Here is a 15093-nt window from a genome sequence, read left to right as displayed (position 1 = left end):
TCGGTATTGATAGTCACTCGCAGAAATAGCCCGCGAGTATCCTTCCTTTGCGTCTTACCGACCTGCCGCTGCGCCAGCCCGCCTATGTCGACCTGATCGACTGGTCCGTTCTCACGCCCTCCGAAGGACAGCGGTTGCGCGAATTTGGCCTGTGTGAGGGCGCCAGCGTCGAAGCGCTGCACCATGGCGGAATTTTCGGCAAGGGGCCGATCGCCTGCAAGATCGGCCGCATGACCGTGGCGATGCGCCGTAACCATGCCGCCGCGGTGACGGTGCGCACCGGACCGGAGCAGGAGGCATGAGCGCGCTGCCGCTGGTCGCGCTGGTCGGCAATCCCAATGCCGGCAAGAGCGCGCTGTTCAACGCGCTGACCGGCGCGCGGCAGAAGCTGGGCAATTATCCGGGCGTCACGGTGGAGCGCAAGGCGGGGCGGCTGGCCCTGTCCGATGGCCGCCCGGTCGAACTAGTCGATCTGCCGGGCACCTACAGCCTGGACCCCGGCAGCCCGGACGAGCAGGTCACCCGCGACGTCGTAATGGGCAAGCAGGCCGGTGAAAAGCGACCCGACGCGCTGGTGATCGTGGTCGATGCCGCCAATCTGGACAATCATCTGCGCTTTGCCCTAGAACTGCTGGCGCTCGGCCTGCCGACGATCGTCGCGCTCAACATGGTCGACCTCGCCACCCGCGACGGGCTGGAACTGGACGCGGCGGTGCTGGCGCGCGAACTGGGCGTGCCGGTGATATCGACCGTGGCGGTGCGCAAGCGCGGCCTGGATCATCTGCGACAGGAACTGGAAGGGCTGCTGAACGGCGCGCCACGCGCCTATCCCACCGGCGCCGCGCAGGATTTCGATGCGGTGCGCAAGGAAGCGGGCCGCATCGCGCGCGCGACAATCGTGCGCGAAACCCCCTCCCGCCGGCTGACCGCCGCGGTCGACCGGGTGGCGCTGCATCCCGTCTTTGGCCTCATCCTGCTGCTCGGCCTGCTGTTCGTCATGTTCCAGGCGGTCTATGCCTGGTCCGAAGCGCCGATCGCGATGATCGAGGGCTTTGCCGAAGCCATCGCCAATGCGGTGCGCACCGCCCTGCCCGACGGCATATTCCGCTCTTTCCTGGTCGATGGCATCATCAACGGCGTCGGATCGGTGGTGGTGTTCCTGCCACAGATCCTCATCCTGTTCTTCTTCATCCTGATGCTGGAGGCGACCGGCTATATGGTCCGCGCCGCCTTCCTGATGGACGGGCTGATGGCGAAGGTCGGCCTGTCGGGCCGCGCCTTCATCCCGCTTCTGTCCTCCTTCGCCTGCGCCATTCCCGGCATCATGGCGACGCGGACCATCGCCGACCCCCGCGACCGGCTGACCACGATCCTGATCGCGCCGCTGATGACCTGTTCGGCGCGGCTGCCGGTCTATGCGGTCATCATCGGTGCCTTCATTCCCGCCCGCGACGTGTTGCCGGGCGTGGGCCTTCAGGGCTTCGTCCTCTTCTGCCTCTATCTGGCCGGCATCGTCGGCGCGATGCTGGTCGCGATGCTGCTACGCATGACCGTGACCAAGGGGGCGAGCGGCGGCTTCCTGATGGAAATGCCGAAATATCAGTGGCCCCGCCCGCAGGACATATTGCTCGGCCTGTGGCAGCGCGCGGTCATCTTCCTCAAGCGCGCCGGCACGATCATCTTCACATCGACCGTGATCCTATGGCTGCTCTTGAGCTTCCCGCGCGTGCCTGATGGCGATCCCACCAGCCAGGTCGATCATTCGATCGCCGGGCGGATCGCGAGCGGCCTCAACGTCGTGCTGGAGCCGATCGGCTTCAACCGCGACATTTCGCTGGCGCTGATCCCGGCAATGGCGGCGCGCGAGGTCGCGGTGTCGGCGCTCGCCACCGTCTATTCGATCGACGCGGGCGACGATGAAGCGCTGCTGGAACGGAGTCTCGGCGATCGGCTGAAGGACCAGTGGCCGCTGCCCACCGCCCTCGCCTTCCTCGCCTGGTTCATCTTTGCGCCCCAGTGCATATCGACCATCGCCGTCACCCGGCGCGAGACGAACGGCTGGAAATGGCCGCTATTCATGGTCGGTTACCTGTTTGCGCTGGCCTATGTCGCGGCGGGCATCACCTACTGGACCGCAACCGCTTTGGGTTTGGGGTAGCTTCCGCCTAGACGGCGAAAGCGGCAGGACTATAAGAGGCGGCTTTAGAGTTTCGGAGGAATCATGGCAGGGTCTGTCAACAAGGTCATTCTGGTCGGCAATCTGGGTGCCGACCCGGAAGTCAAAAGCTTCCAGAATGGTGGCAAGATTTGCAATCTGCGCATCGCGACATCCGAAAGCTGGAAAGACCGGATGACCGGCGAGAAAAAAGAGCGCACCGAATGGCATAATGTCGTCATCAACGGCGAAGGCCTGGTCGGCGTGGCCGAGCGTTTCCTGCGCAAGGGCAGCAAAATCTATATCGAGGGCCAGTTGCGCACCCGCAAATGGCAGGACCAGTCGGGCAATGACCGCTACACGACCGAAGTCGCGCTGTCGGGACCGGGCGCGGTGCTGACCATGCTGGACGGCGCGCCGGGCGGCGGCGGCCAGGGTGGCGGCGGTGGCGGCCGTTCGCAGCAGGGCGTGAGCGACTGGGGCGCATCGTCGGGCGGTTATGATGATTTCGGGGGCGGTGCTTCGAGTGGCGGCGGCTTCGGCGGCGGACGATCGCAGGGCAGCGCAGGTGGCGGCGGTGGCGCCAGCCGCGCGGGCAGCCCCAATTTCGACAATGACCTGGACGACGAAGTGCCGTTCTGAGCACCCAGGTTCAACGATATGAAAAAAGGCGGCTTCCTATGGGGAGCCGCCTTTTTTCATTCGTTCCGTGCTCCCGCCTACGCGGGAGCACGTCAAGCTGCAGTTCAGCGCGCCAGTTCCGCCGTCGCGAAGGCGCGGATATGGTCGCCCAGATCCGCGCGCTCGAGCGCCAGCGCCAGGTTCGCCTCGATATAGCCGGCCTTCGACCCGCAATCGAAGCGGCGACCGTCGAAGGCGACGCCGTGGAAAGGCTGCTTGCCGATCAGCGAGGCCATGGCGTCGGTCAGCTGGATTTCGCCGCCAGCGCCCTTTTCCTGGTTTTCCAGGATCTTCATGACGTCGGGCTGAAGGATGTAGCGGCCCGGCAGGATCAAGTTGCTGGGCGCGGTGCCGAGCTTTGGCTTTTCGACCAGCCCCTTGACCTCCGTCAGCGCGCCGTCGCGCGCGCCCGGATCGATCACGCCATAGCTGGGCGTCTGATCCATCGGAATTTCCAGCGCGCAGACCAGATTGCCGCCGACCTTCTCATAGGCGTCGACCATCTGCTTCATGCAGCCATTGCCCTTTTCGCCCTTCATAAATTCGTCGGGCAGCAGGATGGCGAAGGGTTCGTCGCCGATGATGTCGCGCGCCACCCAGATGGCGTGGCCCAGGCCCAGCGATTCCTGCTGGCGCAGGAAGACGGCATTGCCCGGATCGAGCCGCGTCCCTTCCAGCGCCGACAAATCCTTGCCGCGCTCGCGCTGCAACGTCTCGCATTCGAAAGCGATGTCGAAATAATCCTCGATTGCGCCCTTGCCGCGACCGGTCACGAAGATGAACTGCTCGATCCCCGCTTCGCGCGCTTCATCCACCGCATATTGGATTAGCGGACGATCGACCACCGGCAGCAATTCCTTGGGCACCGCTTTAGTGGCAGGCAGAAATCGCGTGCCAAGCCCGGCGACAGGGAAAACGGCTTTACGAATCGGCTTGGTCAAGTTGGTATCCCTTTCACGCGGACGCGATCGGGCTTTGAATTGCCGCCCGTGCAGAAAAGGTCAAGCGTCGCGCGCATGTTATGATGATGTGTGGCGGGTTTTTCAGCCCGATTTAAGACATGGGCAAGACGAACGAATTGGCGAGCGCACTATTCGAAAAGGCGTCGCCCTACACGGCAAGAAGACGGCTGGCGACACCTTCCAGCGCAGCGATTTCGCCATCGAGATGATCGAAGGCGACATGATGGATCGTGTTGCGGCTGTCGCGGCAGGTAAATCCGCCCGGTTCGGGCTGGTGAAACCCCTGGATGATGAGCGCGCGGAAGCGGTCGATCCGCTGTATGTCGCGCTCGATCGCGGAAATTTCGGTCAGCGCGCTGGCGTTGCGCCGGTCCCGCATCGCGACCATCGTGCGCAATTCGGTCATCAGCTTGGCCATGCTTGGCCGGGTCCGCGCGCCCACGGTGCGTATGTCGCCCATGGCGTCGCGCAACAGGCCGATCTTCGCCTCCAGGCTTTGTTCCAGCATCGTCCAGGCGCAGACCAGCCGCCCGACCGCGCAGAGCAGCGCCGCATCCTCCGGCGCATAATCCGAAACCGCCTTGCCATTCCCGTCAGAAACCAATTGTACGCCCACGCCCCACTATCTCCTCTTACCCCAAGCCTTCAGGCCTTGCGGGGCAAAAGGCCAGAGCGAGGCGCTTGACTCCCCGCAGCGGCGGCACGGGCCATCGGCAGCCGTGCAAAATCGACGGCGAGCCGAGTCATGCCAGCAGGATCAAGGATTTAGAGCCAACTCAGAAATCGATCGCGATGCCCTTCCGCTCCCAATCGCCATAGCGCACCGGGCTCATCGCCTCGTCATGGGGCGTGGGCTGGTCCAGCGGATCGGGCTGCGGCACCGGCGGGCTTTTGGACAGGTGCGCAGGCGGCTGCACATGCGCGGGGCGTTTGCCGTTGAAGGTTCCCATGGTGGCGGCCTTTCGATTGCGGAGGGGCGACATCACCCCCATATTCAGGACTGCGATGCTATCTGGGCCGACACGGAGGCGAGTGCAAGTGAGCGGAATGAAGACGACCCTATTGCTGGCGGCGCTGACCGCGCTGTTCATGGCGTTGGGCTATACGCTGGGCGGCAGCGGCGGGGCGGTGATCGCGCTGCTGGTGGCGGCGGGCATGAACCTCTTCACCTTCTGGAACGCCGACAAGATCGTGCTGCGGATGCATGACGCACGCGAAGTCGATGCGCAGAGCGCGCCCGATTTCTACAATCTGGTGCGCGATCTGGCACAGCGGGCGCAGCTCCCCATGCCGCGCGTCTATATCATCGACCAGGACGCGCCCAACGCCTTCGCCACCGGCCGCAACCCGGAAAACGCCGCCGTCGCCGCCACCAGCGGCCTGCTCTCGATGCTGAGTCGCGACGAGGTAGCCGGCGTGATGGCGCATGAACTGGGCCATGTGCAGAACCGCGACACGCTCATCATGACGATGGTCGCGACGATCGCGGGCGCCATTTCGATGCTGGCCAATTTCGGCCTCTTCTTCCGCGGCGGCGACCGGGAAGGCGGGCATGGCAATATGATCGCCAGCCTGATGGCGGTGATCGTCGCCCCCTTCGCCGCGATGATCGTGCAGATGGCGATCAGCCGCACCCGCGAATATGGCGCCGACCGGGCCGGGGCGGCCATCAGCGGCAATCCCCATGCCCTCGCCGCCGCCCTGGCCAAGATCGCGGGAGCGGCCGAGCGGATTCCCAACCCGGTGGCGCAGCGCAATCCGGCCGCGGCGCAGCTCTATATCGTGCCGACCCATGTCAGCGAACTCTTCTCCACTCACCCGGCCACGGAAAAGCGGATCGCCGCGCTACAGGATTTGGCGGCGCAGATGGGCGCGCCCACAATCGGCGCAGCGCCCCGCGCCTCCGCCCTCTCTCCAGCAGCGCCGCCCCCGCGCCGTCGCAGCGCGCTCGACCCGCACGGCCGCTGATGGTGGACGAGGTTGTCAGTGAAGCGGCCGGCTTCCTGTTTCGGCAGGTCGGCGGCCTTGCCGTGGAACTGACCGTCAATCATGTCTTTTCCCGCCACACCGCCCGCTTCTTTCACGGCATTGGGCGACGGCTCATCGCGGTCGCGACATTCGGCACCAAACGCATCCCCTCCTCGCTGCGGGTGGTGCCCAAGGGTAGCCGCCCCAAGCCGCGCCGGTCCGACTGGCTGGCCCTTTGGGTCGGCATATTGTCCTGGGTCGCGCTGTTCCTCGCCATTGGCTTTGGCGTCTCCCATTTTCTTTGATGGCGAAAGCGCGTAGGGGCCGCCCATGTCCCGCCGTCCCGCAATCCGCCCCGAAGATGTCCCCGGCCTTCCCGCCCGCCGCGCCGCGCTGAAACTGCTCGATGCGGTATTGCGTCGGGGCGATCCGCTGGAGCTGGCGCTGCATGGCGCGGCGCAGGGATTGCCGCCCGCCGACCGCGCGCTGGTCCATGCGATCGCCGCCGAAACCCTGCGCCACCTGCCCGATCTCGACGCGCTGATCGACGGCGCGACCAAGCAGATCCTGCCCCCCGACGCCAAGGCGCGGATGGTGCTGCGCATCGCCCTCGTCCAGACTTTGGTGCTCGACACCCCGCCCCATGCCGCCATCGCCACCGCCCTGCCTTTGGTCGATGGCGGGCCACGCAAGCTGGTCCATGGCGTGTTCGGCACGGTGACGCGCGGCGAACCCGCCCTGCCCGTCCCCCTGACCCTGCCCGCGCAAGTCGCCGAACGCTGGGCCGCCCAATGGGGCGACGCCATGCCACTGGCCGCCGCCCATGCCTATGCGATCCGCCCGCCGGTCGACATCAGCCTGCGCGACGTAGCGGAGACAGCGAAGTGGACAGCTGAACTGGGTGGCGCGTCGTTCGCGCCGGGCCATGTCCGCCTGCCCGAAAGCGTTGCAATACCCACCCTGCCCGGCTTTGCGGACGGCGCCTGGTGGGTGCAGGATATCGCCGCCTCCTGCGCCGCGCGGCTGCTGGGGCCGGGAGAAGGCCGCGATGTGCTGGACCTGTGCGCCGCACCGGGCGGCAAGACGATGCAGCTGGCCGCGGCCGGCTGGCGCGTCACCGCGATCGACCAGTCAAGCAAGCGGCTGGAGCGGCTCACCGAAAATCTGGCGCGCACCGGCCTGACCGCCGATGTCGCGACCGCCGACCTGCGGACATGGCAGCCGGAGGAGCCGGTGGACGCCATTCTGCTCGATGCGCCCTGCACCGCGACAGGCATCTACCGTCGTCATCCCGACGTGCTGCACCGCATCGGCCCGCGCCAGATCGCGGAACTGGCCGAACTGCAAAGCGCGCTGCTGGCCCGCGCCGCCGACTGGCTGAAGCCGGGCGGCCGGATCATCTACGCCACCTGCTCACTGGAACGGGCCGAGGGCGAAGAGCAGGTCGAACGCTTCCTGGCCGCTCGCCCCGACTTCGCGCTGATCCCTGTGGAAGCTGACGAAATGCCCGAAGGCATGGCCCCCACGGCACAGGGCTGGCTGCGGACATTGCCCGACACGCTGGCGGCGCAGGGCGGCGCGGACGGATTTTTCATCGCGAGGCTTGCCAAAAGGGCGAACTAAGCCTTAACCATGAAGGGCTTAGAGAGGATTTCCCCGCGTAAAAGGTGCCCCCTGTGCGTCCGATCGAGCCTCTTCCCCTCAATCATAGCTGGCCGCTCTACGACCTGCGCGAACATCTTGCCCCGGTGCTGCTCGATTCCAGCATCGCCCGCAACGACGCGGCGCTGGCGGAACGGGGGCTGGGGCTGTGGCATTGCAACCTGGCCGACAATGCGCTGAGCTGGACCGCCGGGGTCTATGACATATTCGGGCTGGAACGCGACAGCGCGGTATCGCGCCCGCTGTCCGTGTCGCTCTACACCCCGGACTCCCGCGACGCGATGGAGCGGCTGCGCACCTATGCCATCCGCCATAAACGCGGCTTCACCCTGGACGTCGATATCAACCAGATCGACGGTGCGGGCCAATGCGCCATGCGACTGATCGCCGCGCCGGTGCTGGACGATGATGGGGTCGTGGTCGGGCTGCATGGCGTCAAGCAGTTGCTGCCCCGCGGCGCGCCCGCGTCGCAGCGGCTGGACCCCACGATTTTCGTGATGCTGTAAAGCGCCGCAGGCGCAGCGCGGAAACAATCGCGACTCGCCTGCAAATGTCCGTTGCCCTCGCCCCCGGTGGCGATTAAGGCGAACGGTTAATGACCCGTTCCATTCTCATCTCGCCCTCCATCCTTTCCGCCGACTTCGCCCGCCTGGGCGAGGAGGTGCGCGCCATCGACGAAGCGGGATGCGACTGGGTGCATATCGACGTCATGGACGGCCATTTCGTGCCGAACATCACCATCGGCCCCAACGTGGTGAAGGCGCTGCGCCCGCACACGACGAAGGTCTTCGACGTCCATCTGATGATCTCTCCGGTCGATCAGTATCTCGAAGCCTTCGTGGCGGCGGGTTCCGACATCATTACGGTCCATCCCGAAGCGGGTCCGCACATCCACCGCACCGTCCAGCATATCAAGTCGCTGGGCGTGAAGGCGGGCGTGGTGCTGAACCCCGGCACCCCGGCCAAGATGCTGGATTATCTGATCGACGACGTCGACCTGATCTTGGTGATGAGCGTCAATCCCGGTTTCGGCGGGCAGAGCTTCATCGACAATCAGCTGCGCAAGATCGAAGCGATCCGCAAGATGATCGACAAGACCGGCCGCGAGATTCACTTGCAGGTCGACGGCGGCATCGATTTCACCACCGCGCCCAAGGCGATCGAAGCCGGCGCAGACGTGCTGGTCGCGGGCACCGCCACCTTCCGTGGCGGCCCGTCCGCCTATGCCGACAATATCCGGAAGCTGCGGGGCGGGTGAACGACCACCGGCGCATCGCCAGCCGCTCCACCCCCGACGCCGCGCCTGATGCCGGCGACGACGGCATAGAGCAGGGCAAGCGCCTCATCCGCGTCGCGGATGACAAAGGCCTGTCGCTGGCGCAAAAGATCGCCAATCAATTCTATCTGCTCAGCTGGAAGACGCCGATCCACGGCCGCAAGCTGCGCGGTAAATATCCCCTGAAGCTGCTGGCTGTGCCGGATGACGCCATTCCCGGCGATGGCCGGGCGGGCGCGGCGATGCGGGCGGGCTATTTCCTGTTCCGCGGGCACAAGCTGCCGGTCGATGCGCTCGACTTCGCCAAGCTGTCGGTCGGCCCGGCCTTTGCCGACTATCTGCACGGCTTCCGCTGGCTGCGCGACCTGGCCAGCAGCGCGTCGCGGGAACAGGGCGCGCCGATCGCTGAAAGCGTGATGCGCAAATGGCTGGCGGCCCATCATGAAACGCCCAGCGAACCGGCCTGGCGCGCGGACAATGCCGGCTGGCGGCTGCTGTTCTGGACCGCCCATGCGCCGCTGATCCTTTCGTCCAGCGACCTGGTCTATCGCTCGCTGGTGCTGAACTGCATTGCGCGCACCGCCCGCCATCTGGATCGCAGCGCCGACAAGGCGCCGATGGGCCTGCCCCGCCTCGTCGTCTGGTGCGGCATCGTCGCCGCAGCGCTGCTGATTCCCGGCGGGGGGCCACGCAAGCTGTTCGGCGAAGCGGGCCTCAAGCGCGCGATCGACAGCGGCTTCCATCCCGATGGCGGCATCGTGTCGCGGTCCCCGCTGGCGCAACTGGAGGCGGTGATGCTGCTGTCCATGCTGCGCGCAGTCTATGACGTGCGCCGCGAAGCCCCGCCCGCCTGCCTGATCGAAGGATTGAACCGCGCGGTCCCGGCGCTGCTGGGCCTGGCCCATGGCGACGGCGGCCTTGGCAGTTGGCAGGGGTCCGGCGCGATCGACCCCGACCTGGTGTCCGCCGTGGTCGCGGCCAGCCGGGTCCGCGCCCGGCCGCTGCGCCAGGCGCGCGACTGGGGTTATCAGCGCATCGCCGCGGGCGCGACCGTGCTCCAGATCGACGCCGCCCCGCCCCCGGTCGCGCGCCTCGCCGAAGCGGGCTGCGCATCGACCGGCGCGATCGAGATCAGCGACGGGCCGCTGCGGCTGGTCGTCAATTGCGGCGGCGCGGCCCTGGAGGGAGCGTGGATACCGCGCGATCTGGCGCAGGGACTGCGCACCACCGCCGCGCACAGCACGCTGATCCTCAACGATAATAATTCGACCGCGCTGCTGCCCGACGGCACGCTGGGCAAGGGCGTGACCGAAGTCGAGCTGAACCGGCAGGAGCTGGACAATGGCAGCCGGCTGGACCTGTCCCATGACGGCTATGTCCGCCGCTTGGGCTATGTCCACCGCCGCCTGCTGTTGATGAGCGGCGACGGCAAGGAAATCCGGGGCGAGGATATGCTAACCCCCGCCGAACGCCGCCGCAAGCCCGCCAAACAGCCGGTGCAGCTGCGCTTCCACCTGGCACCGGGCGTCGAACCGACGCTGACCGCCGACAATATGGGTGCGCTGCTGCGCATCGACCATGGTGCCCTCTGGCAATATCGCACCGGCGCAGGTGTACTGAGCGTCGAGGACAGCCTGTGGGTCGACGGCGACGGCCGCCCCCACCCGACCAAGCAACTGGTCGTGACCAGCGAAGCGCTGCCCGGCGGATCGAGCATCGGCTGGATTTTCAAGCGGGTGGGGTGAGCCGGTTGGGCCGTGGGGCTGATGGAACGGACCGTCTGGGATCGACCATTTGTTGCCGTTCCGCCGTGGAATTTTCTTGCCCGATTGCGGACGTTGGAAGCTTGGGCCAAGACATCTCAGCTATGCAAGGATTGTCGAATGCCGCAACGTGTGAAGCTGGGTGATGTTTTTCTCATGCCGATCGATCAAGAGCGCAACGGCCTTGGGCAGATTGTGGGTGACTGGAAGGGTGAACTCTATGTCGTTGTCTTTGACAAGGTCGTGAACAACGATGTCGCAATTTCAACCGTGGATGGAGCCCCCATCCAATTTGCAGCCCTTACTCTCGACGCCAAGCTGCATCACGGAGATTGGAGTATTATCGGCAACTATCAGGATAATTTGGGTACTATTCCTCAGCCTTGGTTCAAAGTCAGCCAAGGTACGGACATGTATATCGAGGCGCGTGATCGATCATATACCCGAAAGGCCACATCATCGGAGGGTGCCATGTTGCGACTTCGGACGGTGGTTGCTCCCGTTCGATTGGAAACGGCTCTAAAGGCCATGCATGGTATTGGAGATTGGCACTCGCGCTTTGATGATCTCAAAGCCGACTATGCTGTCGAAACGGCAAAAGCTATCATACCTTAATTTCTGGTTTTCGGCGGTAGAGGGCTAATAACAGACAGTCCCCTAACCACCCTTCTCGCCATCCGGATGTAAGCCAGCATGTCTCCGCGCGATTAAATTTTCTCACGCGGAGAAGACGTGGATGCCATCCTTCGGCGGCTCTTCAACTCACTCCCCATCATTGCCCCGCAGCGGGCTTAAGATATTTGTCGAACCATGCAACCGTCCGCGTCAGCGAATCCAGCTGGTTCTCGCGCTTCTGGAAGCCGTGACCCTCGGCGGGGTAGAAGATGGTTTCGACCACATTCCCCTTCGCCTTCAATATGTCATGCACTTCCTGCGCCTGCCCGCGCGGCACGCGGATGTCGTTTTCGCCCTGGATCGTCAGCAACGGCGCCTTGGCCGCGCGGATATAGGTGAGCGGCGAGGCGGCGTCGTAGACTTTGGGGTCGCTTTCCGGCGTGCCGAGCAGTCCGCGCTGATAGGCTTTCAGTTCCTCGTCCTGGTCGCGATACATGGTGCGCCAGTTGATGATGCCGAACCATTGCACCGCGGCGGCGAAGGCGTCGGGCGCGCGGCCGATCGCCATCAGCGTCATGAAGCCGCCATAGCTGCCGCCGAAAATGCCGACGCGCTTGCTGTCGACATAGCCGGTCTTCACCAGGAAATCCTTGGCCGCGATCGTGTCCTTCAAATCGCCGCCGCCCAGATCCTTGTAATTGCCGTCCTGAAACGCCTTGCCATAGCCGGTCGAGCCGCGGAAATTGGGCTGGATCACCACATAGCCGCGGCTGGCGAAGGCGGTGGCGTAGCGGCTGTACCCGTCCTGCGCCTGGCCGGTCGGGCCGCCATGGGGCAGGACGATCGCGGGATTGCCGCCATCGCGCTTCAGGTTTGCGGGCATGGTGACGATCGCGCTGACCAGCGTGCCATCGAAGCTTTTGTAGGTGACGACGGTCGATTTGGGCAGCACGTCGGGCTGGAGGCTGGCGATGGCGAGCTGGGTCGCGGGCCGCGATGCGCCGGTCGCCAGATCGTAGAGATAGAGATTGGCCGGCGAATCTGCGCCCGAATGATTGACCATCAATGTGCGGCCATCGGGCGATCGCGGCTCGCGCCCGACGGGATAATTGACGCCCGGTGGGATCGGCAGCGCGCTCTCCGCGCCGCTCGCCAGATCATAGGTGTAGAGCGTGCTGCGCGTATCGGCGTTGGTGCCGAAGATCAGCGTCTTGCCGTCGCGGGTGAAGAGGCTGGCGGTCTGCTCCCAGGGCGTGGGTTTCAGCCATTTCCAGCGCTTGGCGGCGACATCATAGAGGCCGGCATGAATCTGGCCGGTGCCGACATCGGTGTTGACCGCGATCCATTTCCCATCGGCGGTTGCGTCCGCCGCGACATAGACCGTATCAGCCTTGGCGATCAGCCTGGTCGCCGCACCGCTCGCGACATCGATCCGCCACACCTCGGCCACCTTGGAATCCACGCGATCGCGATTGGCGATCAGCGCCTTGCCGCCATCGATCCAGGCGATCGGGCTCCAGCCATATTGCGGGTCGGCCTCCTTCGTCAGCACGCGCACCGTCCCGCTGGCGTCCATCACCGCGACGTTGGTCTGGCCCTGCGACTTGAGCTTCGTCGATAGCGCCACCAGCCCGCCGACCGGGCCGGGCAGCATCCCGCTTTCGCGCCGGTCGGGCGTGTTGGTCAGATTTTCGACCGCGCCGCCATCCACCGACACGCGGTAGATGTCGCTATATTCATTGCCGCCGACATCCTGCTGGAAATAGAGATATTGGCCGTCCGCCGATGCGGTAAGGCCGGTCTGCGCGTCGTCGGACTGGGTCAGCTGCACCGGCCAGCTGCCCGCCGTGTCGGTCCGCCAGATATTGGTGCGGCCAGTGAGGTTGGTCGCGACGAAAATCTGCTTGCCATCGATGCTCCACGCCGCGCTGCCCAGCGTGCGCGACGCGCCGATATCCGCCACCGGCACGGCGCGCGCCTTGGGATTGGCGGGCGATTGCAGGCTGGCGGGGTCGGTGACGGGCCGGTCGGGGGTCGCGATCTGGGCGGCGGCGGGGTGCGCGATAAGCAACGGCAAGGCGGTGGCGGCAAGCAGACGGCGCATGATGATTTCCCCAACTGTCGTGATGGAGCAGGACACTATGCGCATGCGGTTCCAAGCCAAGCGGAATCGCGCTTTCGCACTGTATTTTTGCGCGGTCCGGGCCTATGGGGCTGGCGCAAAGCCGTCCTGCCCTTTGCCTGTAGAAAGCGCCTTGCTCATGACCGACTATCCCATCAAACGCGCCCTGTTGTCCGTGTCCGACAAGGCCGGCCTGATCGAACTGGGCCGGGCATTGGGCCAGCATGGCGTCGAACTGGTATCGACCGGCGGCACCGCCAAGGCGCTGCGCGAGGCGGGGCTGGAGGTGAAGGATATTTCCGACCTCACCGGCTTCCCCGAAATGATGGACGGCCGCGTCAAGACGCTGCACCCCAAGGTCCATGGCGGTCTGCTCGCCGTCCGCAACAACCCCGACCATGTCGCGTCGATGGAGAGCCATGAAATCGGCGCGATCGACCTGGTGGTCGTCAACCTCTACCCCTTCGCCGCGACCGTCGCCAAGGGCGCGGAGCGCGAGGAGATCATCGAGAATATCGATATCGGCGGCCCGTCGATGGTCCGTTCCGCCGCGAAAAATCATGAGAGCGTGGCGATCGTCACCGATCCGGCCGACTATGACCGGCTGATCGCGGAAATGGCGGAGAAGGGCGGGGCGACCAGCTATGATTTCCGCCGGATGCTGGCCGCCAAAGCCTATGCCGCCACCGCCGCCTATGATTCGATGATCGCCAGCTGGTTCGCCTTCGCAGATCAGGGCGTGATGTTCCCCGACACGCTGGCCGTCGCCAGCACCCTGTCCACCACGCTGCGCTACGGCGAAAACCCGCACCAGTCCGCCGCGCTCTACCTGCCTACCAGTCCGTCCGCCAAGGGCATCGCCCAGGCCAGCCAGATCCAGGGCAAGGCACTGAGCTACAATAATTATAACGACGCCGACGCCGCGCTGGAATTGGTCAGCGAGTTTCGCAATGGCCCGCCGACCGTGGTGATCGTCAAGCACGCCAACCCGTGCGGCGTCGCCACCGGCGAGACGTTGATCGAAGCCTATGAAGCCGCGCTCGCCTGCGACAGCGTATCGGCGTTCGGCGGCATTATTGCCGTCAACCGCCCGCTCGACGGCCCGACCGCCGAGGCGATCAGCGGCATTTTCACCGAAGTCGTCGCCGCGCCCGACGCCAATGACGAAGCCAGGGCAATCTTTGCGAAGAAGAAGAATCTGCGCCTGCTGCTGACCGGCGACCTGCCCGATCCGGCGCGTCCCGGCCTTCAGATCAAGACGATCGCCGGCGGCCTGCTGGTCCAGAGCCGCGACAATGGCCAGGTCGACCGCGACGCGCTGAAGGTCGTCACCAAACGCGCGCCGACCGACCAGGAACTCAAGGACTGCCTGTTCGCCTGGACCGTCGCCAAGCATGTGAAATCGAACGCCATCGTCTATGCCAAGGAGGGCAGCACCGCGGGCGTGGGCGCTGGCCAGATGAACCGCCTTGAATCCGCGCGCATCGCCGCGTGGAAGGCGAAGGACGCCGCTGAAAAGGCCGGCTGGGACACGCCCCGCACGATCGGTTCGGCGGTCGCGTCCGACGCCTTCTTCCCCTTCGCCGACGGCCTGCTGGCGGCGGTGGAGGCCGGCGCGACGGCTGTGATCCAGCCCGGCGGATCGATCCGCGACGACGAAGTCATCGCCGCCGCCGACGAAGCTGGCTTGGCGATGGTCTTCACCGGGATGCGCCACTTCCGGCACTAAGCTTTGACGCGGGTGCGAAGCTGATCCCTTCGCACCTGCAAAATAACGCTTTTCAGCCACTTTTTATAAAGTGGCCTCTTTTCATCAACGCCCTGTGCGCTTATTTAGAGCATGGCCCTGTTTCCACGTCAGACGCGGGGCAGACAATTAGAACAATATT

Annotated in this window: 15 protein-coding genes; 11 read left to right on the top strand and 4 right to left on the bottom strand. The window is 65.2% G+C overall.

Features of this window, described 5'->3' with window-relative positions; translation table 11 throughout:
- Positions 1-47 precede the first annotated feature (47 nt).
- The 3 genes from HHL08_RS10200 (at position 48) to ssb (ending at position 2797) form a co-directional block, all read left to right on the top strand.
- Positions 48-302: a FeoA family protein gene (locus tag HHL08_RS10200; RefSeq protein ID WP_169572852.1), complete on the top strand. Its 255-nt coding sequence runs from the start codon at positions 48-50 to the stop codon at positions 300-302.
- Positions 299-2158, top strand: coding sequence for a ferrous iron transporter B (gene feoB, locus HHL08_RS10195; protein ID WP_169572850.1), 1860 nt, complete (start codon positions 299-301; stop codon positions 2156-2158). Before HHL08_RS10200 ends, feoB begins: the two co-directional genes overlap by 4 nt.
- Before the next feature lie 63 nt (positions 2159-2221).
- Positions 2222-2797, top strand: a complete 576-nt coding sequence (gene ssb / locus HHL08_RS10190; protein ID WP_169572848.1) for a single-stranded DNA-binding protein — start codon at positions 2222-2224, stop codon at positions 2795-2797.
- Between the two features lie 104 nt (positions 2798-2901).
- Here the strand turns inward: ssb and HHL08_RS10185 are convergent, their stop codons facing one another.
- The 3 genes from HHL08_RS10185 to HHL08_RS10175 all read right to left on the bottom strand — a co-directional run bounded on the left by HHL08_RS10185 (position 2902) and on the right by HHL08_RS10175 (position 4748).
- Positions 2902-3777: a UTP--glucose-1-phosphate uridylyltransferase gene (locus HHL08_RS10185; protein WP_169572846.1), complete on the bottom strand. Its 876-nt coding sequence runs from the start codon at positions 3775-3777 to the stop codon at positions 2902-2904.
- Between the two features lie 169 nt (positions 3778-3946).
- Positions 3947-4414: a hypothetical protein gene (locus tag HHL08_RS10180; RefSeq protein ID WP_328804638.1), complete on the bottom strand. Its 468-nt coding sequence runs from the start codon at positions 4412-4414 to the stop codon at positions 3947-3949.
- Positions 4415-4574: 160 nt separating this feature from the next.
- Positions 4575-4748, bottom strand: coding sequence for a DUF1674 domain-containing protein (locus tag HHL08_RS10175; protein WP_169572844.1), 174 nt, complete (start codon positions 4746-4748; stop codon positions 4575-4577).
- Positions 4749-4836: 88 nt separating this feature from the next.
- Here HHL08_RS10175 and htpX point away from each other — a divergent pair, with 88 nt between their 5' ends.
- The 7 genes from htpX (at position 4837) to HHL08_RS10140 (ending at position 11082) form a co-directional block, all read left to right on the top strand.
- On the top strand, positions 4837-5766 hold the full coding sequence (gene htpX / locus HHL08_RS10170; protein WP_328804637.1) for a zinc metalloprotease HtpX: 930 nt from the start codon (positions 4837-4839) through the stop codon (positions 5764-5766).
- Positions 5766-6071, top strand: coding sequence for a hypothetical protein (locus HHL08_RS10165; RefSeq protein ID WP_169572840.1), 306 nt, complete (start codon positions 5766-5768; stop codon positions 6069-6071). The genes htpX and HHL08_RS10165 overlap by 1 nt, the downstream gene beginning before the upstream one ends.
- A gap of 25 nt (positions 6072-6096) precedes the next feature.
- Positions 6097-7389, top strand: coding sequence for an RsmB/NOP family class I SAM-dependent RNA methyltransferase (locus tag HHL08_RS10160; RefSeq protein ID WP_169572838.1), 1293 nt, complete (start codon positions 6097-6099; stop codon positions 7387-7389).
- Positions 7390-7442: 53 nt separating this feature from the next.
- Positions 7443-7934, top strand: a complete 492-nt coding sequence (locus HHL08_RS10155; RefSeq protein ID WP_169572836.1) for a diguanylate cyclase — start codon at positions 7443-7445, stop codon at positions 7932-7934.
- Positions 7935-8023: 89 nt separating this feature from the next.
- A complete protein-coding gene (gene rpe, locus HHL08_RS10150; protein WP_169572834.1) occupies positions 8024-8686 on the top strand; it encodes a ribulose-phosphate 3-epimerase in 663 nt (220 codons plus the stop codon).
- Positions 8683-10449, top strand: a complete 1767-nt coding sequence (locus HHL08_RS10145) for a heparinase II/III family protein (RefSeq protein ID WP_328804636.1) — start codon at positions 8683-8685, stop codon at positions 10447-10449. Before rpe ends, HHL08_RS10145 begins: the two co-directional genes overlap by 4 nt.
- A 21-nt stretch (positions 10450-10470) precedes the next feature.
- Positions 10471-11082 (top strand): Imm26 family immunity protein, encoded by a 612-nt coding sequence (locus tag HHL08_RS10140; protein WP_169572832.1) that lies wholly within the window; start codon positions 10471-10473, stop codon positions 11080-11082.
- 157 nt (positions 11083-11239) lie between these two features.
- Here the strand turns inward: HHL08_RS10140 and HHL08_RS10135 are convergent, their stop codons facing one another.
- The gene (locus HHL08_RS10135; protein WP_169572830.1) at positions 11240-13186 is read right to left on the bottom strand and encodes a S9 family peptidase; all 1947 of its coding nucleotides are present in this window, start codon (positions 13184-13186) and stop codon (positions 11240-11242) included.
- Positions 13187-13343: 157 nt separating this feature from the next.
- Here HHL08_RS10135 and purH point away from each other — a divergent pair, with 157 nt between their 5' ends.
- Complete coding sequence (gene purH / locus HHL08_RS10130; RefSeq protein WP_169572828.1) at positions 13344-14933, top strand: bifunctional phosphoribosylaminoimidazolecarboxamide formyltransferase/IMP cyclohydrolase; 1590 nt, start codon at positions 13344-13346, stop codon at positions 14931-14933.
- Positions 14934-15093: the final 160 nt, after the last annotated feature.

This window comes from Sphingobium psychrophilum, assembly GCF_012927105.1.
Classification (GTDB): Bacteria; Pseudomonadota; Alphaproteobacteria; order Sphingomonadales; family Sphingomonadaceae; genus Sphingobium; species Sphingobium psychrophilum.
This window is presented reverse-complemented; position numbering and strand designations above follow the sequence as displayed.

Bases quoted from the DNA above. Each gene is read 5' to 3' on its own strand.
- purH (WP_169572828.1), top strand. From the start codon at position 13,344: ATGACCGACTATCCCATCAAACGCGCCCTGTTGTCCGTGTCCGACAAG.
- HHL08_RS10160 (WP_169572838.1), top strand. From the start codon at position 6,097: ATGTCCCGCCGTCCCGCAATCCGCCCCGAAGATGTCCCCGGCCTTCCC.
- ssb (WP_169572848.1), top strand. From the start codon at position 2,222: ATGGCAGGGTCTGTCAACAAGGTCATTCTGGTCGGCAATCTGGGTGCC.
- rpe (WP_169572834.1), top strand. From the start codon at position 8,024: ATGACCCGTTCCATTCTCATCTCGCCCTCCATCCTTTCCGCCGACTTC.
- HHL08_RS10140 (WP_169572832.1), top strand. From the start codon at position 10,471: ATGGAACGGACCGTCTGGGATCGACCATTTGTTGCCGTTCCGCCGTGG.
- feoB (WP_169572850.1), top strand. From the start codon at position 299: ATGAGCGCGCTGCCGCTGGTCGCGCTGGTCGGCAATCCCAATGCCGGC.
- HHL08_RS10135 (WP_169572830.1), bottom strand. From the start codon at position 13,186: ATGCGCCGTCTGCTTGCCGCCACCGCCTTGCCGTTGCTTATCGCGCAC.
- HHL08_RS10165 (WP_169572840.1), top strand. From the start codon at position 5,766: ATGGTGGACGAGGTTGTCAGTGAAGCGGCCGGCTTCCTGTTTCGGCAG.
- HHL08_RS10175 (WP_169572844.1), bottom strand. From the start codon at position 4,748: ATGGGAACCTTCAACGGCAAACGCCCCGCGCATGTGCAGCCGCCTGCG.